Below are 26,401 nucleotides of genomic sequence, written 5' to 3' on the forward strand. Positions count from 1 at the left end.
GCCGGGAGAGCACTTCAAGGAGTGACCTGAGGGATTGATCAGGTCAGGTCAGACCCGACGGATCAGGTCAGCCCCAGCGCCGGCATCAGGTAGTAGAAGGTGAAGACCGCCGCCACCGCGTACATCGGGACCGGTACCTCGCGGCCGCGGCCCGCCGCCAGGCGCAGCACCACGAAGGTGATGAAGCCCATGCCGATGCCATTGGTGATCGAGTAGGTGAACGGCATCGCCAGCATCGTGACGAAGGCCGGGATGGCGATCGTGTAGTCCGTCCAGTCGATCTCCTTGATCGAGTTGGACAGGATCAGGAAGCCGACCGCGATCAGCGCCGGGGTGGCCGCCTGGGACGGGACCATCGTGGCGACCGGGGTCAGGAAGAGAGCCACCACGAAAAGGCCGCCGGTGACGATGTTGGCGAAGCCCGTGCGCGCGCCCTCCCCGACACCCGCGGTGGACTCCACGAAGCAGGTGGTGGCCGAGGAGGAGCCGGCGCCGCCCGCCGCGACCGCGATGCCGTCGACGAAGAGCACCTTGTTGATGCCCGGCATATTGCCCTCGGCGTCGGTCAGCTTGGCCTCGTCGCCGATGCCCATGATCGTGCCCATCGCGTCGAAGAAGCACGACAGCAGGACCGTGAAGACGAAGAGGATCCCGGTCAGCACGCCCACCTTGCCGAAGCCGCCGAACAGGCTGACCTTGCCGAGCAGGCCGAAGTCGGGCGTGGCGACCGGGTTGCCGGGCCACTTCGGGACGGTCAGGCCCCAGGAGGGGATCTTGGCGACCGCGTTGACGACCAGCGCCAGAACCGTCATCCCGACGATCGAGATCAGAATCGCACCCGGCACCTTGCGGACGATCAGCGCGAAGGTGAGCAGCACACCGAGGACGAAGATCAGGACCGGCCAGCCGGTGAGGTGACCGTCGATGCCGAGCTGGAGCGGAACCGTGGTGTTCGCCTTGTCGGGGATGCGGCTGACGAACCCGGAGTCGACCAGCCCGATCAGCATGATGAACAGACCGATACCGATCGAGATGCCCTTGCGCAGTCCGAGCGGCACGGCGTTCATCACCCGCTCGCGCAGACCCGTGGCGACCAGCAGCATCACCACGAAACCGGCCAGGACGACCATTCCCATCGCATCGGGCCATGTCATACGCGGGGCGAGCTGGAGCGCGACGACCGTGTTCACCCCGAGGCCGGCCGCGAGGGCGATCGGGACATTGCCGATGACACCCATGAGCAGCGTGGTGAAGGCGGCGGTCACGATGGTCGCGGTGACCAGCTGGCCGTGGTTCAGATAGTGCTTGTCCACATCGTGCACGCTGCCGAGGATGATCGGGTTCAGCACGATGATGTACGCCATCGCGAAGAAGGTGGCGAAACCGCCGCGCACCTCCCGTACGAGCGTGCTGCCCCGCTCGGAGATCTTGAAGAAGCGGTCGATGGCGCCGGACGGGGGCCGGGTGGCCGGCTCCTGCGGTTCGGGGACCTTGGCGGGTGCCAGGGAGAGCATGGGGACCTCGATGATGCGGGGATCGGGACAAACGTGATCGAGTCTCGCCGTCGCCCGTCACCGACGAACCTTCCCCGTCTGTTCGTTGGTGTTTCATACGAACATTAGTGGCCAGACTCGAACCGTTTCAGTATGAACATATAAGGCAGGGAATGCTATCTCCGCGCGTAGACCCCGGTGGGGCCCGGCCTCGGGCTTGCCCCAGGCCCGTCCCAGGCCCGTCCCAGGCCCGTCCCAGGCCCGTCCCCCGGTGCCGGACGGGCCCCTCGTAAGCTGTGCGCATGGCGAAGTGGACCCCCAGGCACGAGGCGCCGGAGCCCCTAGAGGGCCCCGTGGTCGCCACCATCACCGGCGGCACGATCCTCTGGTTCGTCCTGTTCCTGGCCCAGCTGCCCTTCTACGGCTGGTTCGCCGACCACGGGCACACCTGGTGGCTGTGGACCTGCCTGGCCGGCGGCGGCCTGGGCTGCCTCGGCATCTGGTACGTCCGCAAGCGCGACGCGGCCATCAAGCGGGCCGCCGCCACCACCGAGCGATAGCCCACCGCACCTGACACGCGAGCCGCCCGCACCGCACCGCCCCCCACCGGACACGGGAACCCACCGGGCGCGCCCTTCTCCCCCGGCCGGATTCCGGCCCGGACCCGGGCCTCGGCGGGTGAACGCACCCATACGCACGTACCGTCGATTGCATGACGCATATCGACGCGGGCGCCGAACTCGATCCCGTGCATCCCGCGCCCTTGCCCGAGCGGACCCGGGGTCTGTCCGCAGCCGAGGTGGCCGAGCGGGTGGCCCGCGGTCAGGTCAACGACGTTCCGGCCCGCAGCAGCCGGTCCCTGGGCGAGATCGTCCGTGCGAACGTCTTCACCCGCTTCAACGCGATCATCGGCGTGCTCTGGCTGATCATGCTGTTCGTGGCGCCGTTCCAGGACAGCCTCTTCGGATATGTGATCATCGCCAACACCGGCATCGGCATCATCCAGGAGTGGCGCGCCAAGAAGACCCTGGACTCGCTCGCGGTGATCGGCGAGGCGAGACCCATGGTGCGCAGGGACGGCGTGGTCGGCGAGATCGGCACCTCGGAGATCGTGCTGGACGACGTCATCGAGGTCGGACCGGGGGACAAGGTCGTGGTCGACGGCGTCTGCGTCGAGGCCGACGGGCTCGAGGTGGACGAGTCGCTGCTCACCGGCGAGGCCGATCCCGTCCTCAAACAGGCCGGTGACGCCGTGATGTCCGGCAGCTTCGTCGTCGCGGGAGGCGGCGCCTTCAGGGCGGCCAAGGTGGGACGTGAGGCCTACGCCGCCCAGCTCGCGGAGGAGGCGACCCGCTTCACCCTGGTCCACTCCGAGCTGCGCACCGGTATCTCCCAGATCCTCAAATATGTGACCTGGATGATGGTGCCGACCGCGGTGGGCCTCGCCCTCAGCCAGCTCGTGGCCCAGCAGTACGACTTCAAGGACTCCCTGGCCCGAGCGGTCGGCGGCATCGTGCCCATGGTCCCCGAGGGGCTCGTCCTGCTGACCTCGGTGGCCTTCGCCATCGGGGTGATCCGGCTGGGGCGCAAGCAGGTCCTGGTCCAGGAGCTGCCCGCGATCGAGGGGCTCGCCCGCGTCGACATCGTCTGTCTGGACAAGACGGGCACGCTCACCGAGGGCGGCATGGACGTCACGGAACTGCGGCCGCTCCAGGGCGCCGACGAGACCTACATCCGCAAGGTCCTCGGCGCCCTCGGCGAGTCGGACCCGCGTCCCAACGCCTCCCTCCAGGCGATCATCGACGCCTATCCGGACAGCGAGGACTGGCGCTGCACCGAGGCACTGCCCTTTTCCTCCGCCCGCAAGTACAGCGGCGCCTCCTTCAGCGAGGGCGACGGCGAGTCCAGCACCTGGCTGCTCGGCGCCCCGGACGTCCTGCTCGACCCCCACGACCCGGCCCTGGCCGAGACCGAACGGCTCAATGAGCAGGGGCTGCGCGTGCTGCTGCTGGCCCGCGCGTCACGGGAGCTGGACGACAGCCGGGTCAAGGACGGCGCCCGGCCCACCGCCCTGGTGGTCCTGGAGCAGCGGCTGCGCCCGGACGCCGCCGAGACCCTGCGCTACTTCGCCGAACAGAACGTCCACGCCAAGGTGATCTCCGGCGACAACGCGGTGTCCGTGGGGGCGGTGGCCGGAAAGCTGGGCATCTCCGGGCACGTCCTGGACGCCCGCCGGCTGCCCGCCACCCAGGACGAGATGGCGAAGTCGCTGGACAAGGGCACCGTGTTCGGGCGCGTCACCCCGCGCCAGAAGCGGGACATGGTGGGTGCCCTCCAGTCGAGCGGGCACACGGTGGCGATGACCGGCGACGGGGTGAACGACGTACTGGCGCTCAAGGACGCGGACATCGGCGTCTCGATGGGGTCGGGCTCCGAGGCGACCCGGGCCGTGGCGCAGATCGTGCTGCTCGACAACAGCTTCGCGACGCTGCCCTCGGTGGTCGGCGAGGGCCGGCGGGTGATCGGGAACATCACCCGGGTCGCCACCCTCTTCCTGGTGAAGACGGTCTACTCGGTGCTGCTGGCGGTGCTGGTGGTGTGCTCGCAGGTGGAGTACCCGTTCCTGCCCCGGCATCTGACGCTGCTGTCGACCCTGACGATCGGGGTCCCGGCCTTCTTCCTGGCGCTCGCCCCCAACAAGGAGCGGGCGCGACCGCACTTCGTACGGCGGGTGATGCGGTACGCGATCCCGGGCGGGGCCGTGGCGGCGGTCGCCACCTTCGTGACCTATCTGATCGCCCGCCACACCTACACGGGCCCGGACGCGCTGGACGCGGAGACCAGCGCGGCGACCCTCACGCTGTTCCTGATCTCCATGTGGGTGCTGGCGATCGTCGCCCGCCCCTACACCTGGTGGCGGATCACCCTGGTGGCGGCGATGGCGGTGGCGTTCCTGTGCGTCCTGGCGGTCCCCGCGCTCCAGCACTTCTTCGCGCTGAAGCTGGTCGGGCTCATGGTCCCGTGGATCGCCGTGGGCGTCGCGGCGGTGTCGGCGCTGGCCCTGGAGTTCCTGTGGAAGTGGATCGACCGCCGCTTCCCGGCCTGACCGCCGGCCCGGAGGTCTCCCGGGGTGACGCGGTACCCGGCGGGCACCGCGTCACCCTCTGGGGTGGGCCTACTTCTTCACCTGGACGAAGTCACCCGCCGCGTTGACCGCGGGCGTGGTCGAGGTGCCCGCGAAGGAGTAGCGGTAGTAGCCGTCCACGGACGCCTTGACGGTCGTCTTCAGATTGCCCTTGCTGTCCGTCTTGACGGTCTTGACCGTGGTGTAGGCGGAGCTGCCCTTCTTACGGAACTGCAGCTTCACCGACTGGCCGCTGTAGCCCGCGTCCTTGTTGGTGTCCCAGTTCGCGCGGGTCAGCCTGCCCTTGACGGTGAGGGTCTTGCCCTTCTTCACCGGCTCCGGCGTGGCGTCGGCGGTCAGCTTGGAGGCGCGCTGGAGGGAGAAGCTCTTGGCGTTGTCCTTCTGCACGTAGTCGGTGTCCTTGGCCTGCGCGACCACCCACACCTTCCAGGCACCCGCGTTCGTGTTGAGCAGGTCGTACTTGGCGTCGACCGTGAAGGTCTCCTTGCAGCTCACCGTCGTGCTGTCGACCACGGTGCACTTGGCCTTGTCCCCCTCGTCGGGGAGGGCGCCGTTGTCGGACTTCTCGAAGGTCGAACCGTGCCACAGCAGCGCGAACGCCCAGTCGATGCCGGAGTCGTCGGACGCGGTGAAGGTGAGCGTGAAGCTCTTCTTGGTGGTGGAACCGAGGACCACCGCCTTGCCGCCGTTGACGACGACATTGGAGATCTTGGTGTCGCCCGTGCTGTCGTCCTTCGGCGAGACGGAGGCGAAGGACGTGACCTTCGCGGCGAGGCCCGCGGAGGGGTCCGCGGCCTGTGCGGTCGGCGCGGCCAGGGCGGTGAGGGCCAGGGCGCCGGTCACCAGGGCGACGGAGGCACGAATGCGCATGAGTCTTCCCCACGTTGCAGGGGCACGCGGGGTGGTACGGCTTCCGCGATGCCCGGTTTCGTCTGTGAAGCCTGTTGACTCCACAGACGAGACCGGCCGCATGAGTGAAAAGTTGTACGACCTTGTGAAGATTTCCTGGAGGTCGTGCGGGCTCAGTCGAACCAGCGGTCCCGGGCCAGTTCCTCGGTGCGGGAGGGGTCCTCCAGCAGGGCCGCGACCTCGAAACGGCGCGGCCACTGGCCCGCGGCCCAGGAGAGCCCCGCGGCGACGCCCTCCAGGGTGGCGGCGTGCAGCACGCCTCCGGAGGCCAGACGCCAGTCGATCTCCACACCGTCGACGACGAGTTCCTCGTGTTCGAGGTACGAGGCCGGGGTGGACGGACCGAGCAGGGTCCGTACGGACTCCGGTACGGCGTGCTCGACGCCCTCGGAGGTCACCTCACCGGTCACCGACTCGCTCAGCCTCCGCACCTGCAACAGCTCGGCGAGATCGGCGGCCCGCGCCGGGCGTACCGGCAGCAGCGGTACACCCTCGGTGAAGGGCATCAGATCGGGTGAGTCGACGACCACGGCATCGGCGGCGTCCACCACGCGCACCCGGCCGTCGACGACCGCGCGGAGCTCGTCCGGCAGGGTCACCTGCTCCGGGTCGAGCCCGGCCAGCGCCCCGTACAGGGCGTGCAGCCGGGCCGGGGACACCGGCCGCTCCGGGTCGGCGAGGCGGTCGAGCAGCTCGGCGGCGCCGCCGGGCTCCTCCAGCAGGGCGGCCACGGACGTCCGTACACCGAGGGCGCGCAGCACCTGCTCGTCGTCGAAGCCGGTCGCGTCGGCCTCGTCGTACAGGCCGTGCAGCAGCGGGTCGCCGCCCGCGGCGCGCAGTCCTGCGGGCCGCCGCCCGCCGAGCACCGGATGACCGCGCAGCCACCAGGCCGTGTACGGCCGTACGGTCTCATGGGTGCCGTCCGGCAGCAGGATCCGCACCGGCTGGGTGAGCGCGTCCCGCAGCGGGGGCCGGGAGAGCAGGGCGAGCGCCTGCGCCCAGCGGTCGTCGTCGACCAGATCGAGGTCGCGCACGGCGACGATCTCGGTGGCCACCGGCGGTACGGACGTGCGCCCGCCGCCCGGCCACCATCCCTCCTCGTCACCGTCGCGCGGTGCCGGGGACAGCCGCAGCCGGTCGAGGACGTCCTCGCACCACACGTCCACGGCGTCCAGCAGCCCGACGTCGTCGGGTTCGGCGAAGTCCGACTCGCGGGGCTCCAGTTCGTCCGGGTCGAGGACCACATCGGTGGCGCGGACCAGGGCGAAGTCGGCCAGCACCCCGCAGGCGGCCAGCGGCTGCCGGCCCCAGCGCTCGGCCACCTCCTCGTCCACGAAGGCGAGTTCTCCCTCGCGCATGACGCTCGCGAAGGGGCTGCCCGGCAGGACCAGTTCCCCGGCCGGGGCGAGTTCGCCGTCCTCGTCGGGCAGGGCGAGGGCGCCGAGCCAGGGCTCGTCACCGGGTTCCAGCCCCGCCTCGCGGACCAGGGCGAGCACGGTGTCCATCAGTTCCTCGGCGTCCAGGCCGTCCTGGTCCCAGCCGGAGCCCTCGTCGTCGAGGGAGGCGGCGACGGCGGCCCGCACCTGCGGGGTGGTGAGCACGGCGCGCGGGGTGGCCGGCAGGGCGCCGAGCTTCTCCAGCAGGGGGTGGGCGCCGTCCGGGTGGGCGATCTTCAGGCCCAGCCGGGTCAGGGCGTCGGGGGCGACCGGGGGTCCGTCGAAGGTCGGCAGCAGCACCTGCCGGGGCCCGATGGTGGTCCGCGCGCCCCCGGAGCCGAACCCCTGGGAGGGCTCCCCGGCGAGCGGCACGGGCAGTCCGGACAGCCGGTCCGGTTCGACCCCGGCCAGGCTGTCGTACAGCCGCCACCACCACTCGGGCTCCTTCTCCAGGCCCGCGAGCCGGTCGACCGCCTCCGTCAGCGGTACCCGGGCGACCCCCAGCGTCCGCAGCTCCGCCCGGCGCTCCAGGCCGGCGGGCAGCAGGCTGGGCAGCACCTCGGCGAGGACCCGTACGGTCTCGGCGCCGGCGCCCTCGACGACCTCGGCGTCCCTCGGGCGCAGCGCCTCGGGCAGCTCGGAGTCCTCGCCGGCGTCATGGGCGGGCGGCAGGAAGGCGGTGCGCGGCAGCCGGTCCAGGATCGCCCGGCGCAGGGCGCCGTCCAGCTCGCCCCGGCCCAGCGGGCCCGGGACCAGGTCGATGATGCCGGCGGTCACCGGCCGCCAGTCGGCGAGGAGTTCGGCGTAGGCGTCGGCCGCGCGCGCCACCAGGAAGTCGGTCAGCGGGCCCGGGGCGGCATGGCGGCGGGTGGTGTCCAGCGGGAACGAGCCGATCAGCAGCGCGGGCACGCCGAGCGCCTCGTCGCTGGGGGTGGGGGCGTGCACGACCGGTGCGGTACGGGGCCCGGCGGGGGTGCCGTCGGCGTTCACGGGCACGGCCCAGGTGAGGGACCAGTACGGGCGCAGCCGCTCCTCGACCGGACGGTCGGCGAGCAGCTCGGGGGTGAGGGCGCCGTGCCGGGAGACCGTACGCCACCGGGTGGTGCCCTTGCCCTCGCTGGAGTCCTCGACCACGATGTCGGCGCCGTCGGTGCGGCGGCGCAGGGTGCGCGGGGCCGCGTCCCCGATCTCGACGACGACCTCCTCGAGGCCCGGCAGGGCGAGCAGCAGCGCGTCGTCGACGGCCGTCAGGAGCCGTTCCGCGAGGTCGGCGGCGGCCGCGTCGCGCAGCGGGAGGATGACCACGGTGTCGTACGGGTCGGGGGCGGTGCCCTCGGCGGCGAGCGGCAGCCGCAGCAGCGGAACGTGCCCGTCGCGGCGGCGGATCTCGTCACCCAGGCCGGGGCTGTGCCGGGCGGTCTCGCCGGCCAGTTCGCGGGCCTCGGCCAGGGACCAGCGGACACCGCCGTGCCGTCCGACGACCGCGGGCTCGTCACTGACGGCGAGGACAGCGGCGAAGCCGACGCCGAAGCGGCCGACGGCGGAGTCCTGGGTGTCGCGCTTGGCGGAGGCCCGCAGGGTGGACAGCGACTCGACGCCTGCCTCGTCGAGGGGGGCGCCGGTGTTGGCGGCGACGAGCACACCGTCGCGGAGGGTGAGCCGCAGCCTGCCGGGGGCCCCGGCCCGGGCCGCCGCGTCGGCGGCGTTCTGCGCGAGCTCGACGACCAGGCGGTCGCGGTACCCGCCGAGGACCAGGTCCTCCTCGGCGTTGGCGTCCTCGCGAAACCGGGCCGCGCTGGTGGCCCAGGCGTCCAGCACCCCGCGCCGCAGGCGGGCCGTGCCGAACGGGTCCGCGCCCTCGGCCGCAGGCCGCACGAACTTGCTCACGCTTTCACTCTCCCTCTCGCGGCGGGAGGCTGCTCGCCGCGGCACGAAGGTACCCCCTGCCGATGACACCCACGCCCCCACCGACCCACGGGGACCGGAACACCGGCCCATCTCCCACCGGCCGCACCGGTCCGCACGATCCGCCGCCGGCCCACGCGGACCGGACCACCGGCCCGCCCACCGCGCGCCGACCGCACCGGGCTGCTGCCCGATCCGCGCGATACGCCCTGACCCACCGGTCCGCCCGGATCGCCTGGGTCACCCCGCCACGACGGTCCGGCCCACGACGCCCCCACCGGCATCAGAGCCCGGCCGCGTCGCCCCGCCCTTGCCGGGGCGGCCGTCGCCTCGGCTCCACCGTGCCGAGCGGCCCCGTCCGGCCTATGGTGATCCACCCGGTTCCGCTCGCGCGCAGGGCGTCGGCGTAGCCACGGAGGACGCCGTAGCCCGCCGTGCGAGCGAGGAGCGCGGACGACGGCGGCCGCCCGCCGTCGCGACACCGCGCCCGGCCGCCTACGGGCCGCCGCAGCCTCACGCGCGGCACCGCCGCAAGGGCACCCGCCCCGCGCGCACCAAGAGACCGAGGCACTCGGCCACAACATCACGCCTCCACGACGTCCCACACCCGGCCACCCGGCTACAGCAACCTCGCCCCCGCTTTTCACCGCGCCAGGCGGCGGGGTGACTCGAGGACCGCCCCATGCGGGGAGGCCGCCGCGACGGGCCCGCATCACGGCTCGGCCGCGCAGGCGCTCGAATCGGTGGCAGGCCCGCGCCGCGGCTCACGCACGCAGAGGCTTGGAGCGGGGACAGCCCACACCGGACTCTGGGGGCACCCAGAGGCTCAGAGCGGCGAGGCCCCGCACCGGGGCTCACGCGCAGGCGCTCGGGGCGGTGCCGAGCCCGCACCGGGGCCCGGAGCCCCCGTCAGGAGTGGCCGAGTTCCGCGGTGGTCTCGTCCGGGACGGGCGGGACCGAGCCGGAATCGGGGGAGGGGCGCAGCGGGAAGGGTTCGACCTGGGTCTCGTCGACCACCGGAGGGGCGGGCCGCGGGGTCTTCGGCATCACGGCGGCCTCCGAGTGGGCCCCGCAGCCGTACGACAGGGAGACCATCCGGCCGTCCGCCGGGGCGAACTCGTTGGCGCACACCCCGAAGGCCTGCCCCAGGGAGCCGCCGACCGGCACCAGGAAGGCGCAGGAGACACAGGTCGCGGGCGCCGCCTGGGCCATGGGCGTCTTCGCGCCGAAGGCCTCCTCCCAGCGGTCCGCCGCCGTGTGCAGGCCGTAGCGGGACAGGACCCGGGCGCGGCGCATGCCCAGTTCCTCCGCGACCGCCGCGATCGTGCCGCGCAAGGGCGTGATGGGCAGGTTCGCCGGGGCCCCGGCGGTCACCTCCGCGTCCTCCGCCTCGACCAGCTCGGCCATCTCCCCGGAGACCGCGGAGTTCGGCGCCGGCTCGTCCTCACCGGAGTAGCCGGGCTCCAGCCGCAGATCCTCCGCGTCCGTCGGCAGCAGATCGCCGGGACCGAGGTCACCGGGGCGCAGCCGCTCGCTCCACGGCACCCACTCCGGGGCGAGCAGCGCGTCGGAGCCAGGCAGCAGAACCGTCTCGTCGAGGGTGACGACCTTCGCCCGGGAGGCCCGTACGACCGTCACCGCCCAGCGCCAGCCGCGGTACCCGAACTCCTTGCACTCGAAGAAGTGCGTGACGACACGGTCACCCTCGGACACCATGCCCATGTGCTCGCCGACGACACCGGGCGCGGCGACCTCCTCCGCGGCGGAGCGGGCGAGGTCGATGGCCTCGGCGCACAGGCGGTCGGGGGTGCGGCGGCTTCGCGTTGTCGCTGCGCTCACAGGTATCGCTTCTCTCCTACGCGTCTCACGGGTGCGCCATTCCCGGCTGGGGGTGCGGACGGAGCGGACCAGCGGGCCGCGTCGACGTCCGCGCCCGATCGCACTCGGGCGCACCTACACCACCCATTCTGCGGGATCGATGAGAGGCGCGCGGCCGAGAACAACCGCCACGACGCGCTACGCACGCTACCTTCTCCTGGCCTCCGGGCCCACACCGTGTCGCCGGGCATTCCCCGAGCAGGGTCCTCGGCGCCCCGGGCCGGGGGCTCCCGGACGGTTCCTTCTCCCCGTTTCTCCCCTGCTCCGGGCGGCCCCGTACGACACCCCGCGACCCCCATACGCGCGGTTGCGGCACTACCCCCGCCGTTCTCGGGGCACTATGACGGGGTGGCAGCCGCGAGATCGCCCCATGGAACCGCCGGGGTCGGCGGGGTCGAGGGGCGTGGCCGAAAGAGCGGTTCGGGCCGGTTCGGCGGGTCCGTCCGCGCGGTCGGCCGCGCCCTGCATCTGCCTGTCACCGGTGCCGCCCGCGGTATCCGCAGGGTCACCCACGCCCATGGGGCGGGCGAGTCGGGGCTCGGCAAGCTGATCGAACTGCACGCGGTGAACGGCGCAGGCGACGTCATGATCACCGTCGCTCTCGCCTCCACCGTGTTCTTCTCCGTGCCGACCGACGAGGCCCGTGGCCGGGTCGCGCTCTATCTGGCCATCACCATGGCCCCGTTCACGGTCCTGGCGCCCGTCATCGGCCCCCTCCTGGACCGGCTTCCGCACGGGCGCCGGGCCGCGATGGCGGGCGCGATGCTCGCCCGGGCCCTGCTGGCGCTGATCATCTCGGGGGCGGTGGCCGACGGCAGTCTGGAGCTGTACCCGGCCGCCCTCGGTGTGCTGGTCGCGTCCAAGGCGTACGGGGTGGTGCGCAGCGCGGTGGTGCCGCGGCTGCTGCCGCCGCGTTTCTCCCTGGTGCGGGCCAACTCCCGGGTCACCCTCGGCGGTCTCCTCGCCACCGGCCTGGCCGCGCCGGTGGGCGCCGGGCTACAGATGATCGGCCCGGGCTGGCCGCTGTACGGGGCCTTCGTGATCTTCGTCGCGGGAACGTTCCTGTCGTTCTCGCTGCCGCCGAAGGTCGACTCCGCCAAGGGCGAGGACGTGGCGCTGCTCGCCGCGGACGCCGAGCGGCGGCGCGGGCCGCACCACCGCCCCGCGCGCCGCCCCGGGCTGCGTTCGGTCGGCCCCGCCGTCACCTACGCCCTGGGCGCCAACGCCTGTCTGCGCTGTCTGTCCGGCTTCCTGATCTTCTTCCTGGCCTTCCTGCTGCGCGAGCACCCGCTCGCGGGCGAGAGCGCGGCGGTGTCCCTGGGCATCGTGGGCGTCGCCGCGGGCACCGGCAACGCGCTGGGCACGGCCGTCGGCGCCTGGCTGAAGGCACGCGCCCCGGAAGTGATCATCGTGACGGTGGTGGCGATCGTGCTGGGTGCGGCGATCACCGCGGCGCTCTTCTTCAGTGCCTTCCTGGTGGCGTTCCTGGCGGCGATCGCCGGGTTCGCGCAGGCGCTCGCCAAGCTGTCGCTGGACGCGCTGATCCAGCGGGACGTGCCGGAACTGGTCCGCACCTCGGCGTTCGCACGCTCCGAGACGCTGTTGCAGATGGCCTGGGTGCTGGGCGGGGCGATCGGCATCGTGCTGCCGCTGAACGGGGTGCTGGGGCTCGCGATCGGCGCCGCGATCGTCGCGGCGGGCTGGCTGACGACCGTACGGGGTCTGCTGGCCGCCGCCCGCCACGGCGGCGCGCCCCAGCCCCGGGTGACCTGACCGGCGAACGCGGAGCCCCCGGCCCGGCATACCGATGCCTGCCCGCCCGGAAACCCCGCACCCCGCCCGGAAGCCCCGCACCCGACGAACCTTCTCCTTCCGACCTGAAGGCCCTCATTCCCGGCGTACCGGCCCTCCCGTGGGTGGGCCGCCGGCCCTCCCGGGTGTACGGCGGACGGCCTGGAAGTGCACGGCACCTGATCGCACGAGTGCGCGGCACGTCGCGCACCCCGCATGGGCGGGGGACCCGGCGTGCCGGATAGCCTTCGGCCATGACCGCACTGCCTTCCCGTCGCGCCGTAGCCGCTCTCGGCGCCGTTTCCGCCGGACTTCTCCTGCTGTCCGCCTGCACCAAGCCGACGCCGATGGCCACCCTCACGGTCGGCACGGATTCGGTGAGCACCCAGACCGACTGCTACAAGGACGGCAAGGAAGTCGGGCTCGCCCAGCTGAAGAAGTGCCTCGACCCCAAGCTGACCGGCATCAAGTCGATCAAGGTCGACCCCGATGAGACGGTCCGCTTCGGCGTGGACCCGAGCATCGCCGAGAACGGCTGGGCGATCCTGATGAACGGCCAGCCGCTGACCGACTCCAGCACCAAGACCTACCGCACGATCCCGGGCAGCGTCTTCTTCAACGCCCAGTACGGTGCGACGGGCAACTCCACCCTCGTCTCCGTCCGGGAGGGCGAGACCAAGGTGACCGGTCTGTGGTCCTTCAAGCTGGAGAAGTCCTCCTGATCACGTCCTCGACGGAGATCTCCCCCGCTCGGACGGAGCCGGGATCCCGCAGTCGCGTCCTGGTGGCCACCGCGGTCCCGGCCGAGCGGGACGCGGTGGCCGGGGCGTTCTGCTCCCCGGCCGTCGAGATCCCGCTCCCCGGTGCCACCCTGCACCGCGTCGGCGCCCTCGACCTGCTCGCCGCGGGCGTGGGCCCGGCCCTCGCCGCAGCCTCCGCCGCCGCGGCGCTCACCGCCGCCGCCCTCGGCGGCACCCCCTACGGCCTGGTCGTCTGTGCCGGCATCGCGGGCGGCTTCGCCCCGGACGCACCGGTCGGCTCGCTGATCGTCGCCGACGAGATCGTGGCCGCCGACCTCGGCGCCGAGACCCCGGACGGCTTTCTGCCCGTCACCGAGCTCGGCTTCGGCACCGTCCGGCACCGCCCGCCGGAACCACTCGTAAGAGATCTCGCCACCGCCGCCGACGCGTTCACCGGAGGCGTGCTCACCGTGTCCACCGTGACCGGGAGCGCCGCCCGCGCCGCCGAGCTGCGTGCCCGGCATCCGCGCGCCCTGGCGGAGGCGATGGAGGGCTTCGGCGTCGCCGAGGCCGCCGCCGCGCACCGCACCCCCGTCGTGGAGGTCAGGGCGGTCTCCAATCCCGTCGGCCCGCGTGACCGTGCCGCCTGGCGCATCGGCGACGCCCTCACTGCCCTCACCGAGGGCTTCGGGAAGCTCGCACCCGTCCTGGAGAGTTGGAACCCAGCATGACCACCACACCCGAGCCCCTCCGGATCGCGTACTCCCCCTGCCCGAACGACACCTTCGTCTTCGACGCCTGGGCCCACGGCCGCATCCCCTCCGCGCCCGCCCTGGACGTCACCTTCGCCGACATCGACATCACCAACGGGCTGGCCGAGCGCGGCGAGTTCGATGTGCTGAAGGTGTCCTACGCGGTGCTGCCGTACGTCCTCGACGAGTACGCCCTGCTGCCGTGCGGCGGTGCGCTGGGCCGTGGTTGCGGCCCCCTGGTGCTCACCCGGGAGCCGGGGGACGGGGACGGCGCCTCCCCGCTGGAGCCTGCCGCGCTGACCGGACGGACCGTGGCCGTGCCGAGCGAGCGGTCCACGGCCTATCTGCTCTTCCGGCTGTGGGCCGCGGACTCCGTGCCCGGCGGGGTCGGCGAGATCGTGGTGCTGCCGTTCCACGAGATCATGCCCGCCGTGCGGGACGGAAAGGTCGACGCGGGTCTCGTCATCCACGAGGCACGGTTCACCTACCGCGACTACGGGCTGCACAAGCTCGCCGACCTGGGCGAGTACTGGGAGGACACCACCGGCCTGCCGATCCCGCTGGGCGCGATCATCGCCAAGCGCTCGCTGGGCGCGGACACCCTGGAGCTGCTCGCCGAGTCGGCCCGTGCCTCGGTCCGTGCGGCCTGGGACGACCCCGAGGCCTCACGCCCCTATGTCATGGAGCACGCGCAGGAGATGGACCCGGCCGTGGCGGACCAGCACATCGGTCTCTATGTCAACGAGTTCACGGCCGAGCTGGGCGTGGACGGCTATGCCGCGATCCGGGGGCTGCTCACCCGCGCGGCGGCCGAGGGGCTGGTACCGCCCCTCGGCCCGGATGCGCTCGTCTTTCCCTGACCCGGGTCAGACGTCCAGCTGGTCGGCGACCGCGCGCAACAGGCCCGCGATCTTCTTGCCGGACGTCTTGTCGGGGTAGCGGCCGTTCTCCAGCGTCGGGGTGATGTTCTCCAGCAGGGTCGTCAGATCCTGGACGATGGAGGCGAGTTCGTCCGGCTTCTTGCGCTGGGCGGCGGCGACCGACGGGGTCGGATCCAAAAGCGTGACCGACAACGCCTGGTCGCCGCGCTGACCGGCGACGACCCCGAACTCCACGCGCTGTCCCGGCTTCAGGGAATCGACGCCGGCGGGAAGAACCGAGGAATGGACGAAGACGTCGCCGCCGTCGTCACGGGAGAGAAAGCCGAAGCCCTTCTCGCTGTTGAACCACTTGACTTTGCCGGTGGGCACGTCTGTCCTCGTCCTCGTACTCGTCGGAAACTGCGTCTGCGTCTGCGAAGTGTTTCGAAAAACGCTCTGGATAAGGCTGCGGCGGGCCGTGTGGACCCGCCGGTACCAAGGCTAATGGTCCGGGGGCCGGTGACAAGACGCCGCCGGCCTGTTCCTTCCGCTGGGAACTACCCTGGTCCGGTGCGTGACAAAACCCAAGCGAATTCCGCCGCGGCCGGCGACGGGCTGATCCGTGCCGGCGCCCTCGTGTTCTTCCTCGGAGCGGTGGCCACTGCGGTCACTCTGGTCCCCCTGCTGCTCGGCACCAAGCCTTTCCCCACCTATATGTTCGGGCTGAGCATGCTCATGGGGGTGGGTTTCCTGATGGCCGGGGCGGGTCTGCTCCGGTCGATCGCGGAGGGCCGCAGGCGGGCACGCGAGGGCGTCCGGTCGTAGCGGGCTCCCCGCGGGCCTCTATCGGGGTACGTACGTCGTCAGCCAGGCGGGGAACTCGGTGAGGTCCGCGAGGACCACATCCGCCCCCGCGGCCCGCAGTTCGTCGGCCGCGCAGGGGCCGGTGGCGACGCCCACCGAGTACGCGTCGGCGGTGCGGGCGCCCCGGACGTCCCCGACGTGGTCCCCGACATAGACGGCCGCGCCGTGCTCGACCAGCGCCTGTGCCTTCTGTTCCGCCCACAGATCGCCGATCACCGCGTCGGGCTCGATGCCGAGGTGCTCCAGATGCAGCTTGGCGTTGGGCTCGTACTTCGCGGTGACCACGATCGCCCGCCCGCCGGCCGCCCGTACCGCCTCGATCGCGCGGCGGGCGCCGGGCAGCGCGGGAGTCGCGGCGATCGCGACGCCGGGGTACATCGCGCGGTAGAGCTCGGCCGCGGCGTCGATCCGTTCCTCGGGGAACCAGTTGACCAGTTCCTCCGCCAGCGGCGGCCCGAGCCGGGTGACGGCCAGGTCGGCGTCGATGTGTGTCCCCGTCCGTGCGGAGAGCGCCTGGTAGCAGGCGCGGATGCCGGGCCGGGAGTCGATCAGCGTCATATCGAGGTCGAAGCCGACGGTGAGGGCACGAGTGGTCATATGGGCGATTGTCCCATCGGGGCGACCGGGGCAGGGGCACGGGCGCCCCGGGGTCGCACGGGGCCGCCGTCACCTGGACCGCTGTGAGCGCCAGACCAGGTAGAGGGCGGAGGCGACGGCGGCTCCCCTGACCACCCACGGCCAGGTCCCGGCGACCGCGTCGTCCATGTGCCCCGCGGTGATGGGGGTGCCCCAGCGGCCGTCGGTGCGGCCCCAGAGCCAGACGAGACCGGCGGCGGCGACCAGACCGGGCAGGCCCATGACCGCCCACTTGGACTCGGCGGGCGTCAGCCGGCGGGACAGCCAGGCGATGAGCCAGCCGAGGCCGAGGGCGATCCAGTTGCCGAGGACGGCCCCGGCGACCAGCAGGACGGCGGCCAGGAGCAGCAGGGGGTTCTGCCGTCCGCTCAGGCCCAGCCGGGGCAGCCGGCGGCGCGGGGCGGGGGCCTCGTCGGCGGCCTCCGCCTCGGCCGGTTCCTTCTCCGCCTCCGGTCCCGCCTCCGGTTTCGCCGTGTCCTTGCCGGGCGGCGGTTTCAGCAGTTCGGGGATCTCCACTCCGCCGACGAAGCCCGGGACGCCGTGGTCGAGGTCGAACCCGCCGCCCGTTCCGCCCTCGACACGCCACCAGTCGGGCCGGACGGCGCTCCGGCCGAGCTCCTCCGCGGTGGCCAGATGGGGCGGGGTCGGGGCGTCCGGGAAGCTGTCGGCGGGGGCCGGTTCGGCCGGGCGGGGGCGGGGCACCAGGCGCCGCAGGCCCGAGGTGCGGTCCTCGGAGTCCTTGGCGCGCTGGACGGGGACGGCGGCGGGAGGGCTCTCGACGGCGCCGCCGGGGGCGTCCGCGGACGCGGTGGCGACGATCTCGTCCGGGGTGCCGAGGCGGCCGAGGATGCGGCGGACCGTGGCCGGGTTGTCGACCGGGGACTTCGCCCGGTTCCGGTCGATCTCGTCCCGCAGCCCGGACACCAGCCGCATCCGCGCGGCGGACGGCAGCTGACGCTGCTGGGCCAGGTCTCCGACCCGACTCAGGAAGTCGAAGACCAGTTGGTCGCTCTCGATCCCCACGAAGCCCCTCCGGGGTGCGCCATTCTCCCGGGTACCGTATCCCGCCCACCCGGCCCTCGGGGGCTCCTGCCACGCGGTTCCCGCCATTCCCTCCCGCACTCCCCGGGCCGCCCCACGGCCCACGGACGACCTCCCCGCCCCACCCCGCAACGCGCCGGTTCCGCCCACCGCCGGACTCACGAGTCCCCGCGCCACCGACGGACTCCGCCCACCCGCCCCACGGCCGACGGGACCCGCCCCCACAGCCCCCGAAGGCACTCGTCGGGGCCTGCGCCGCCAGGGGCTCCAGGGGCGCGATGTGCCGGTTCCGCCCGCATCCGAACCCACAGACCCCCGCGCCACCGACGGACTCCCCCCACCCGACGGCCGACGGGGTCCGCCCGCACAGCCCCCGGAGGCACCCGTCCGAGCCCCCGCAGCCGGGACTCCAGCGGCACGATGTACCGACTCCGCCCGCATCCGAACCCGTAGGCCCCCGCGCCCACGGGCCCCGCCCACCCGACGGCCGACGGGTCCCTCCCCCACAGCCGACCGGGCCCTCCCGCACGGCCCGCAGCCCTCGGCGGCTCTCTCCAACCCGGGGCCCCGCCCGTGCAGTTCGGCCGTTTCGTTCGCCGTCGGGGATGCGGGGCCGGCCGCGTCGGCCCTCGCGGTGCGGGCGGGGCGGTCGTGCGGCTTCGAAGGGGCCGATCGGTCTGTTCCGTGGACGGCGGAGGGGTTCCCTGTCATGTGCAGCGGCTACCGTTGGCCGGATGAGCCCCGAGGAGCGTTCGCACCAGGAAGCCCCGGCCACGGCGCCGCGTTCGCTGGCCGAATCTCTGCGCACCCGGGACGACGCCTCCCTGTCCGCCCTGCTCCGCGCGCGCCCGGACCTCGTCGTCCCCCTCCCCACCGACCTCACCCAGCTCGCCGGCCGCGCCGCCACCCGTGCGAGCGTCGTCCGCGCGCTGGAACGGCTGGACCGGTTCGCGCTGGGGGCCGCGGAGGCCCTGGCCGTGGCCGGGGACCCCGCGTCGTACGACGAACTGCTCGGGCTGATGGCCGGCGACGGCGGCCCGGAGGCGGACCCGGTGACCGCCGAGGCCCTGCCCCACGCCCTGGCCACGCTGCGCGAGCAGGCCCTGGTCTGGGGCGGCGACGACCGGCTCCGTCTCGTCCGCACGGCCCGGGAGCTGCTCGCCCCCTCCCCGCAGCACCCCTCCCCCACCGGCCTTGGCCCCACCGTCGCCGAGGCGACCTCCGGGATGTCCCCCGGCCGCGTCCAGGAGATCCTGGCCACCGCCGGGCTGCCGACCACCCCTGACGCGGTGTCCGCCGTGGGCGCGCTGACGGCGCTGTTCACCGGCCGCGCCCGGATGTCCGCCCTCCTCACGACCGCCCCCGCGGAGTCCCTCGAGGTGCTGTCCCGCCTGGTGTGGGGTCCGCCGTACGGCCAGGTCACCGCGGATCCGGCGCCCCATCTGCGCTGGCTCCTGGACCGCGGTCTGCTGCTGCCCACTGCCCCGGGCACCGTCACACTGCCCCGCGAGGTGGCCCTGCATCTGCGGTCCGGCCGGGCGCACCGGCACACCGAGCCGCTGCCGCCCGTGGTGGAGGCCGCGGCCACGCATGCTCCGGCGACGGTGGACGCGACGGCGGCCGGTCAGGCGTACACCGCGCTGGCGACCGTCGCGGAGCTGCTCAAGGACTGGGACGAGGGCGGCCCGGCGGTGCTGCGCGCGGGCGGGCTGAGCGTGCGCGATCTGAAGCGGACCGCCGTGGCGCTCGACGCCTCCGAGCCGGTGGCCGCCTTCTGGGTCGAACTCGCCTACGCGGCGGGCCTGCTGGCCTCGGACGGCGAGCCCGACGAGCGGTATGCGGCCACCCCGGCGTACGACGAGTGGCTGGAGCTGCCCGCCGCCGAACGCTGGAGCCGGCTGGCCACGGCCTGGCTGACCGCGACCCGCACCGCCGGTCTGGTCGGCGGCCGGGACGCCAAGGACCGTACGCTCTCCGCGCTCGGCCCCGGCCTGGACCGCTCCCCCGCGCCGGAGGTCCGCCACCGGGTGCTGACCCTGCTCGCCGGGCTCCCGGAGGGCGCGTCCGCCGGTCTCGACGCGATCCTGGCCCGGCTCCGCTGGGAGCGCCCGCTGCGCGGTGACCGCCCGGCCGCCGACGATCTGCGCGCCCGCCTCGCCCGGTGGACGCTGTCCGAGGCGGAGCTGCTGGGCGTCACCGGCCGGGGCGCCCTGTCCGCGCACGGCCGTGCCCTGCTCGGCGAGCACCCGGAGCATCTGCCCGCCGTCGGTCCGGCCGGCCCGGGCGACAAGCTGCCCGTGCACCGGCAGCACCACCGCCCGGCCCCTCCCGAACCCCTCACCACGGAAGGGCGGGCGGCCGCCGCCGTCCACGCCGCCCGGCTGCTGGCGCCGCTGCTGCCCGAGCCCCTGGACCATGTCCTGCTCCAGGCGGACCTGACGGCGGTGGCCCCGGGCCCGCTGATGCGGCCGCTGGCCGACACGCTCGATGTGCTCGCGGACGTCGAGTCGAAGGGCGGCGCGACGGTCTACCGCTTCACCCCCGCCTCCGTGCGCCGGGCCCTGGACGCGGGCCGTACGGCGTCCGATCTGCACGCCTTCCTGGCCGCCCACTCGCGCACCCCGGTCCCGCAGCCGCTGGCGTATCTGATCGACGATGTGGCCCGCAGGCACGGGCAGCTGCGCGTCGGCGCGGCCTCGGCCTATCTGCGCTGCGACGACGAGGCCCTGCTGACCGAGATCCTCGCCGACAAACGGGCGGCGCCGCTGCGTCTGCGCCGCCTGGCCCCCACGGTCCTGGCCGCCCGCACCGACCCGGCGGCGCTCCTCGAGGGGCTGCGCGCGATGGGTCTCGCCCCGGCCGCGGAGTCCGCGGAGGGCGACATCCTGATCGCCCGCGCCCATGCCCACCGCAGCCCGCCCCGCACCCCGCCGGAGCCGGTCCCGGACGGGCCCCCGGTGCCCGACGCCGCGCTGCTGACGGCGGCCCTGCGCGCCATCCGCGCCGGCGATCTGGCGTCCACCGCCCCGCGCAAGCCCACCGGGTCCTCCTCCGGCGAGGGGGATCCACCCCGCACCACGGCCGCCGAGACCCTGGCCACCGTGCAGGCCGCCGTCCTCACCGGGGAGTCCCTGTGGATCGGGTATGTCAACGCCGAGGGCTCCGCCAGCCAGCGGGTGATCGCCCCGATCCGGGTGGAGGGCGGTTTCGTCACGGCGTACGACCACACGGCCGACGAGGTACGCACCTATCCGCTGCACCGGATCACGGGCGTGGCCGAACTCGCGGACGAGGCGACCTGACGGACCGGTCCCCCTCCAACGCGATACGAGGAACACGGTACGGGTGCCGTATCGGGCACACTGGATGTTTGACCACACGGAAAGGTGCCGCGTGTGAATGGTCCGCTCATCGTCCAGTCCGACAAGACCCTGCTTCTTGAGGTCGACCACGAACAGGCCGACGCCTGCCGCCGGACCATCGCGCCCTTCGCCGAACTGGAGCGGGCCCCGGAGCACATCCACACCTACCGGGTGACCCCGCTCGGGCTGTGGAACGCCCGGGCCGCGGGGCACGACGCCGAGCAGGTCGTGGACGCGCTGATGCAGTACAGCCGGTATCCGGTGCCGCATGCGCTGCTGGTCGACATCGCCGAGACGATGGACCGCTACGGGCGGCTGACGCTCACCAAGCACCCCGCCCACGGTCTGGTGCTGACCACCACCGACCGGCCCGTGCTCGAGGAGGTGCTGCGCTCCAAGCGGATCGCCCCGCTGGTCGGGGCCCGTATCGACCAGGACTCCGTGATCGTCCACCCCTCCGAGCGCGGGCAGATCAAGCAGGCCCTGCTCAGGCTGGGCTGGCCCGCCGAGGACCTCGCGGGATATGTGGACGGCGAGGCGCACCCGATCGAGCTGCGCGAGGACGGCTGGACGCTGCGGCCCTATCAGAAGCAGGCCGTGGAGAACTTCTGGCACGGCGGCAGCGGGGTCGTGGTGCTGCCCTGCGGCGCCGGCAAGACCCTGGTCGGCGCCGGTTCCATGGCCCAGGCCAAGGCCACCACCCTGATCCTGGTCACCAACACCGTCTCCGCCCGGCAGTGGAAGCACGAGCTGGTGAAGCGGACCTCGCTCACCGAGGACGAGATCGGCGAGTACTCCGGCACCCGCAAGGAGATCCGGCCGGTCACCATCGCCACCTACCAGGTGCTGACCACCAAGCGGAAGGGTGTCTACCCGCATCTGGAGCTGTTCGACTCCCGCGACTGGGGCCTCATCGTCTACGACGAGGTGCATCTGCTGCCCGCACCCGTCTTCAAGTTCACCGCGGACCTCCAGGCGCGGCGGCGGCTCGGGCTGACCGCCACCCTGGTGCGGGAGGACGGCCGCGAGTCGGACGTCTTCTCCCTCATCGGGCCCAAGCGGTTCGACGCGCCCTGGAAGGAGATCGAGGCCCAGGGCTATATCGCGCCCGCCGACTGTGTGGAGGTGCGGGTCGACCTCACCGAGTCCGAGCGGCTCTCCTACGCCACCGCCGAGGCCGAGGAGAAGTACCGGTTCTGCGCGACCACCGACACCAAGCGGAACGTGGCCGAGGCCCTGGTGCGTCGCTTCGCCGGGCAGCAGATCCTGGTGATCGGGCAGTACATCGACCAGCTGGACGAGCTGGGCGAGCATCTGGGCGCCCCGGTCATCAAGGGCGAGACCTCCAACGCCCAGCGCGAGAAGCTCTTCGACGCCTTCCGCGAGGGCGAGCTCAATGTGCTGGTGGTGTCCAAGGTCGCGAACTTCTCCATCGACCTGCCGGAGGCGACCGTCGCCATCCAGGTGTCGGGGACCTTCGGTTCACGGCAGGAGGAGGCACAACGGCTGGGCCGGGTCCTGCGCCCCAAGGCCGACGGCCACCAGGCCCACTTCTACTCGATCGTCGCCCGCGACACCATCGACCAGGACTTCGCCGCCCACCGCCAGCGCTTCCTGGCGGAACAGGGCTACGCCTACCGGATCATGGACGCGGACGACCTGCTCGACTCGGCCTGAACGGGCGCGCCCGGGGCCGAGGCGGAGAAGCCGTCACAGAGCACACGCAAACCGTCACGGAACGTCAGGGTGATGGCGGAGGTATCTCCCTCCGGGCGGTGCCGCCCGGCTGTGGCCCGCGGCCCGGAGGGCGCGGGGGCGCCGTCAGGGATGGCGGTGGACGATTCGTTCCTCGCTGTACTCGCCGAGCAGGACCACGTCCAGCGCGGCGCCCGCGAAGACCTTGACGGCGCGCAGGGCGTCGCCCAGGAGATGGCGGCGATGCCGGCCGTCGACGGCGGTCGCACCGGCCGGTGGCCCCTGGCGGGAGGGTGTGAAGCTTGCTGCGCTCATATCTCCATGGTGGAACCGGTGAACCCGAACGGCGTCGGACCAAGGATGTAATCCGCCCGGCTCTTCCGTCCCCCTGTGGTCCGCCCCGGTCATCCCCGGGATGGAGCCCGTCCCCCAGGGGTTCTCGGGGCCGCGACCCCGAGACACGGAGGCGGTCGGGGTCCCTCGTGCCGGAAAAACCGTTTGGCCGCCGTCCTCGCCGTCACCTAGAATCCCCTCCCTTGCCCGCCTCCCTTCACGGAGAGCCGTCGTCCGGACGGAAACCGGACGGCAGAACCGCCACCCGTCACCGCCGCAGCCGGCCGAGGCACGCATCCGCCCCGACCGGCCCCTGGCCACGCCCCGGAGGCACCTTTCCGTGTCCACGCCGTCCCGTTCGTCCGTTCCTGTTCCCACCGTCCCGTCCCACCCCGGCGCACGGTCCGACGCATCCGGCCCGTCCGACCCGTCCGCCGGTGATCCGCTGTCCCGGGAGCGCGCCCATCTCACGTCCTCCCGGGCCGCACTGCGCGCGATGCGCGAGGACGTGGAGAACCTCGACATCCGCGATGTCACCGCGAACTGGGTCAACGCCGAGGTCCTCGCCCGACAGATCGACGAGCGCATCAAGGCCCTCGCCGATCTCAGCCACACCCCGCTGTTCTTCGGCCGCCTCGACTATCTCCACGCCCCGGGCGCCGACCCGGCGCAGGGCGTGGGGCGGGGGACCGATGCTCAGGGGGAGGAGGACCACCGCTTCTACATCGGCCGCCGTCATGTGCACGATGCCGACGGCGACCCGATGGTGATCGACTGGCGTGCGCCGGTCTCCCAGCCGTTCTACCGGGCCTCCAAGAAGGACCCGATGGACATCGCGCTGCGCCGGCGCTTCGGCTACACCGGAGGGGACCTCACGGCCTACGAGGACGAGCATCTGTCCGACCCCGCCGAGGCCGCCACCACCAGCAAGCTGCTCCAGCAGGAGATCGAGCGCCCCCGCGTCGGCCCGATGCGCGACATCGTGGCCACCATCCAGCCCGAGCAGGACGAGATCGTCCGCAGCGATCTGTCCGGCACGGTCTGTGTGCAGGGCGGTCCCGGCACCGGGAAGACCGCCGTCGGCCTGCACCGGGTCGCCTATCTGCTCTACGCCCACCGTGAGCGGCTCGCCCGCACCGGCACCCTGGTCATCGGGCCGAACGCGTCCTTTCTGCACTACATCGAGCAGGTGCTGCCCGCGCTCGGCGAGCTGGAGGTCAAGCAGGCCACGGTCGACGACCTGGTGGCGCATGTCGAGGTGCGCGGCACCGACTCCGCCGCTGCCGCCGTCGTCAAGGGCGACGCCCGGATGGCGGAGGTGCTGCGCAGGGCCGTCCGCTCCCATGTGACCCTGCCCACCGAGACGGTCGTGGTGGTGCGCGGTTCCCGGCGCTGGCGGGTGGCCGCCTATGAACTGGAGGAGATCGTCCGGGAGTTGCTGGACCGGGACATCCGGTACGGCGCCGCCCGCGACGCCCTGCCGCAGCGGATCGCGCATGCCGTACTCGTCCAGATGGAGCGGTCCGGGGAGGCGCCGGACGACCGGGTGCAGGACGCCGTCGCCCGCAATGCCGCCGTGAAGGCCGCGGTCAAGGCGGTCTGGCCGCCGGTCGACCCGGCCAAGCTGGTCCTGCGGCTGCTCACCGACGCCGATTTCCTCGCCGCGCACGCGGACGGGATCCTCGACGAGGACGAGCGCAAGGAGATCCTCTGGGCGAAGCCGGTCCGCTCGGTGAAGTCCGCCAAGTGGTCGGCCGCGGACGCCGTGCTGATCGACGAGGCCACCGATCTGGTCCAGCGCACCCACTCGCTGGGGCATGTGGTGCTCGACGAGGCGCAGGACCTCTCCCCCATGCAGTACCGGGCGGTCGGCCGGCGCTGTACGACCGGTTCCGCGACCGTGCTCGGCGATCTGGCGCAGGGCACCACGCCCTGGGCGACGCGCAGCTGGGCGGAGGCACTGGCCCATCTGGGCAAGCCGGACGCGCTGACGGAGGAACTGACGGCCGGCTTCCGCGTCCCCACGGATGTGATCCGCTATGCCTCCCGGCTGCTGCCGCACATCGCGCCGGGCCTGGCGCCGGTGGCGTCGGTGCGGGAGAACCCGGGCTTCTTCGCGGTGCGCCCGGTCGGCGACGCCGCCGAGGTGGTCGCCGCCTGCGCGGAGCTGCTGCGCAACGAGGGCTCCGTCGGCCTGATCGCCGCCGACGCCCGGGTGCCGGTGCTCGCGGAGGCGCTCACCGCGGCGGGCCTCGGGTATCTCGGCCCGGGTGAGGAGACGACCCAGGAGACCCGGCTGACCCTGGTCCCGGCCTCTCTCGCCAAGGGTCTGGAGTACGACTACGTCGTCCTGGACGAGCCCAGCGCGGTCGTCGACGGCGAACCGGACGAACGGACCGGACTGCGCCGCCTGTATGTGGCCCTGACCCGTGCGGTCTCGGGCCTGATCGTGACCCACGCGGCCCCGCTGCCGCCCCAGCTGGACTGACACGGCCCCGCCCGCGCCGGATACGCCCGGCGCGGGAAGCGCGGGAACCGGAAGAGCCGGAAGCCGAAGGACCGGCAGCGGAAGGACCGGAACTCACCGGCGCCGGTCCGCACGCCCCTCCTCGGCCCGTCACCCAGAGCGGGCAGGACCGGGCATCACCGGTACCGATGCCGGTGCCGGTACCGGTGCCGCACACCGTGCCCGAACCGTCACCGGCAACCGGCAAACCCCGGACTCACCGGTCCAGGACCGTACGCCACTCCCGTACCGCCTCCGCCGACACCGGGGTGTTCCAGCCGTCGGCCCGGGCCGCCCCGCCGATGTGGAAGGCGTCGATTCCGGCGGCGCGCAGCCGCGGGACATGGTCCAGGCGGAGGCCGCCGCCGACGAGGAGCTGCTGGGTGTAGCCGGGGTCGCCGGACCGGGCGGCCTCGGTGAGCAGGGTGTCCAGTCCGTCGTCCACGCCGTCCGCCGAACCGGCCGTGAGATAGGCGTCCAGACCCGGCAGCTCGGCGAGCTGCTTGCGCAGGGCGTCCCGGTCGGCGGCGTGGTCGATCGCACGGTGGAAGGTCCAGCGGCAGCCGCCCAGCTCCCCGAGCAGCCGCTCCAGCACACCGAGGTCGGGCCCGCCGTCCGCACCCAGGAACCCGAGGACGAACTCCTCGGCACCGGCCCCGCGCAGCTCACCCGCCACCCGCACCAGCGCCTCGACGTCACCGGCCGCGAACCCGTCCCGCAGCCGGAGCATCACCCGCAACGGAATGCCCACGGCGGCACGGATCCCGGCGAAGGTCTCCACCGCCGGGGTGAGCCCGTCGGCGGCGATGTCGGTGACCAGCTCGAGCCGGTCCGCGCCTCCGGCCTGGGCGGCGACCGCGTCCTCGACCCCGAGGGCGATCACCTCCAGGACTGCACCCGTGCTCATAGGTCCCCTTCCGTCGGTGTTCCCCTGGAGCGACTATAGGTCTAGTCCAATCCAAGCGTACGACTCCCCGGCCCACCAGCAGCGGAAATCCCACCGGGCCCACCACGACGCCGGCCCCGGGGGAATGCGCTCCCCCGCCCGGCGGTTG

19 protein-coding genes are annotated in these 26,401 nt (G+C 73.0%); 10 read left to right on the plus strand and 9 right to left on the minus strand.

Annotated features, from left to right (window positions below; genetic code table 11):
• Positions 1 to 62: 62 nt before the first annotated feature.
• On the minus strand, positions 63 to 1,514 hold the full coding sequence (locus CP978_RS15505) for an NCS2 family permease (protein WP_043441312.1): 1,452 nt from the start codon (positions 1,512 to 1,514) through the stop codon (positions 63 to 65).
• Positions 1,515 to 1,795: 281 nt separating this feature from the next.
• On the opposite strand from CP978_RS15505, the gene CP978_RS15510 reads away from it, so the two are divergent.
• Both CP978_RS15510 and CP978_RS15515 read left to right on the plus strand, forming a co-directional pair.
• Positions 1,796 to 2,053: a DUF2530 domain-containing protein gene (locus CP978_RS15510; RefSeq protein ID WP_052454137.1), complete on the plus strand. Its 258-nt coding sequence runs from the start codon at positions 1,796 to 1,798 to the stop codon at positions 2,051 to 2,053.
• Positions 2,054 to 2,205: 152 nt separating this feature from the next.
• A complete protein-coding gene (locus tag CP978_RS15515; protein ID WP_043441317.1) occupies positions 2,206 to 4,599 on the plus strand; it encodes a cation-translocating P-type ATPase in 2,394 nt (797 codons plus the stop codon).
• A gap of 69 nt (positions 4,600 to 4,668) precedes the next feature.
• On the opposite strand, the gene CP978_RS15520 is transcribed toward CP978_RS15515, so the two are convergent.
• From CP978_RS15520 to CP978_RS15530, 3 genes are all read right to left on the minus strand, one after another.
• Entirely contained in the window at positions 4,669 to 5,508 is an 840-nt protein-coding gene (locus CP978_RS15520) for a DUF5707 domain-containing protein (RefSeq protein ID WP_043441320.1), read from the minus strand.
• Between the two features lie 152 nt (positions 5,509 to 5,660).
• A complete protein-coding gene (locus CP978_RS15525) occupies positions 5,661 to 8,870 on the minus strand; it encodes a sacsin N-terminal ATP-binding-like domain-containing protein (protein WP_043441323.1) in 3,210 nt (1,069 codons plus the stop codon).
• Between the two features lie 927 nt (positions 8,871 to 9,797).
• Positions 9,798 to 10,727 carry a DUF3027 domain-containing protein gene (locus tag CP978_RS15530; RefSeq protein ID WP_043441326.1) on the minus strand — a complete coding sequence of 310 codons (930 nt, stop codon included), beginning with the start codon at positions 10,725 to 10,727 and terminating at the stop codon, positions 9,798 to 9,800.
• A gap of 387 nt (positions 10,728 to 11,114) precedes the next feature.
• Between CP978_RS15530 and CP978_RS15535 the strand changes: the two genes are divergently transcribed.
• The 4 genes from CP978_RS15535 to CP978_RS15550 all read left to right on the plus strand — a co-directional run bounded on the left by CP978_RS15535 (position 11,115) and on the right by CP978_RS15550 (position 14,909).
• Positions 11,115 to 12,539 (plus strand): MFS transporter, encoded by a 1,425-nt coding sequence (locus CP978_RS15535; protein ID WP_043441329.1) that lies wholly within the window; start codon positions 11,115 to 11,117, stop codon positions 12,537 to 12,539.
• A gap of 272 nt (positions 12,540 to 12,811) precedes the next feature.
• A complete protein-coding gene (locus CP978_RS15540; protein WP_043441332.1) occupies positions 12,812 to 13,279 on the plus strand; it encodes a hypothetical protein in 468 nt (155 codons plus the stop codon).
• A 17-nt stretch (positions 13,280 to 13,296) separates the two neighbouring features.
• Positions 13,297 to 14,028 (plus strand): futalosine hydrolase, encoded by a 732-nt coding sequence (locus CP978_RS15545; protein ID WP_079162528.1) that lies wholly within the window; start codon positions 13,297 to 13,299, stop codon positions 14,026 to 14,028.
• Positions 14,025 to 14,909, plus strand: coding sequence for a 1,4-dihydroxy-6-naphtoate synthase (locus CP978_RS15550; protein ID WP_174498639.1), 885 nt, complete (start codon positions 14,025 to 14,027; stop codon positions 14,907 to 14,909). The genes CP978_RS15545 and CP978_RS15550 overlap by 4 nt, the downstream gene beginning before the upstream one ends.
• A 6-nt stretch (positions 14,910 to 14,915) precedes the next feature.
• Here CP978_RS15550 and CP978_RS36090 read toward each other — a convergent pair whose 3' ends face one another.
• Positions 14,916 to 15,299, minus strand: a complete 384-nt coding sequence (locus tag CP978_RS36090) for a cold-shock protein (RefSeq protein WP_043441338.1) — start codon at positions 15,297 to 15,299, stop codon at positions 14,916 to 14,918.
• A gap of 180 nt (positions 15,300 to 15,479) precedes the next feature.
• Between CP978_RS36090 and CP978_RS15560 the strand changes: the two genes are divergently transcribed.
• Positions 15,480 to 15,734 carry a hypothetical protein gene (locus tag CP978_RS15560; RefSeq protein ID WP_043441342.1) on the plus strand — a complete coding sequence of 85 codons (255 nt, stop codon included), beginning with the start codon at positions 15,480 to 15,482 and terminating at the stop codon, positions 15,732 to 15,734.
• An 18-nt stretch (positions 15,735 to 15,752) separates the two neighbouring features.
• Here the strand turns inward: CP978_RS15560 and CP978_RS15565 are convergent, their stop codons facing one another.
• Positions 15,753 to 16,370, minus strand: coding sequence for an HAD family hydrolase (locus tag CP978_RS15565; protein ID WP_043441344.1), 618 nt, complete (start codon positions 16,368 to 16,370; stop codon positions 15,753 to 15,755).
• Positions 16,371 to 16,439: 69 nt separating this feature from the next.
• Complete coding sequence (locus tag CP978_RS15570; protein WP_043441347.1) at positions 16,440 to 17,432, minus strand: membrane protein; 993 nt, start codon at positions 17,430 to 17,432, stop codon at positions 16,440 to 16,442.
• 752 nt (positions 17,433 to 18,184) lie between these two features.
• Between CP978_RS15570 and CP978_RS15575 the strand changes: the two genes are divergently transcribed.
• Both CP978_RS15575 and CP978_RS15580 read left to right on the plus strand, forming a co-directional pair.
• A complete protein-coding gene (locus CP978_RS15575; protein WP_043441349.1) occupies positions 18,185 to 20,752 on the plus strand; it encodes a helicase C-terminal domain-containing protein in 2,568 nt (855 codons plus the stop codon).
• Between the two features lie 93 nt (positions 20,753 to 20,845).
• Positions 20,846 to 22,489 carry a DNA repair helicase XPB gene (locus tag CP978_RS15580; RefSeq protein ID WP_043441351.1) on the plus strand — a complete coding sequence of 548 codons (1,644 nt, stop codon included), beginning with the start codon at positions 20,846 to 20,848 and terminating at the stop codon, positions 22,487 to 22,489.
• Positions 22,490 to 22,633: 144 nt separating this feature from the next.
• On the opposite strand, the gene CP978_RS15585 is transcribed toward CP978_RS15580, so the two are convergent.
• Positions 22,634 to 22,822, minus strand: coding sequence for a hypothetical protein (locus CP978_RS15585; protein ID WP_043441354.1), 189 nt, complete (start codon positions 22,820 to 22,822; stop codon positions 22,634 to 22,636).
• Between the two features lie 358 nt (positions 22,823 to 23,180).
• On the opposite strand from CP978_RS15585, the gene CP978_RS15590 reads away from it, so the two are divergent.
• Entirely contained in the window at positions 23,181 to 25,328 is a 2,148-nt protein-coding gene (locus CP978_RS15590; protein ID WP_079162160.1) for a HelD family protein, read from the plus strand.
• 235 nt (positions 25,329 to 25,563) lie between these two features.
• On the opposite strand, the gene CP978_RS15595 is transcribed toward CP978_RS15590, so the two are convergent.
• A complete protein-coding gene (locus CP978_RS15595; RefSeq protein WP_043441355.1) occupies positions 25,564 to 26,253 on the minus strand; it encodes a copper homeostasis protein CutC in 690 nt (229 codons plus the stop codon).
• Positions 26,254 to 26,401: the final 148 nt, after the last annotated feature.

It is taken from the genome of Streptomyces nodosus (genome assembly GCF_008704995.1).
Taxonomy (GTDB): Bacteria; Actinomycetota; Actinomycetes; order Streptomycetales; family Streptomycetaceae; genus Streptomyces; species Streptomyces nodosus.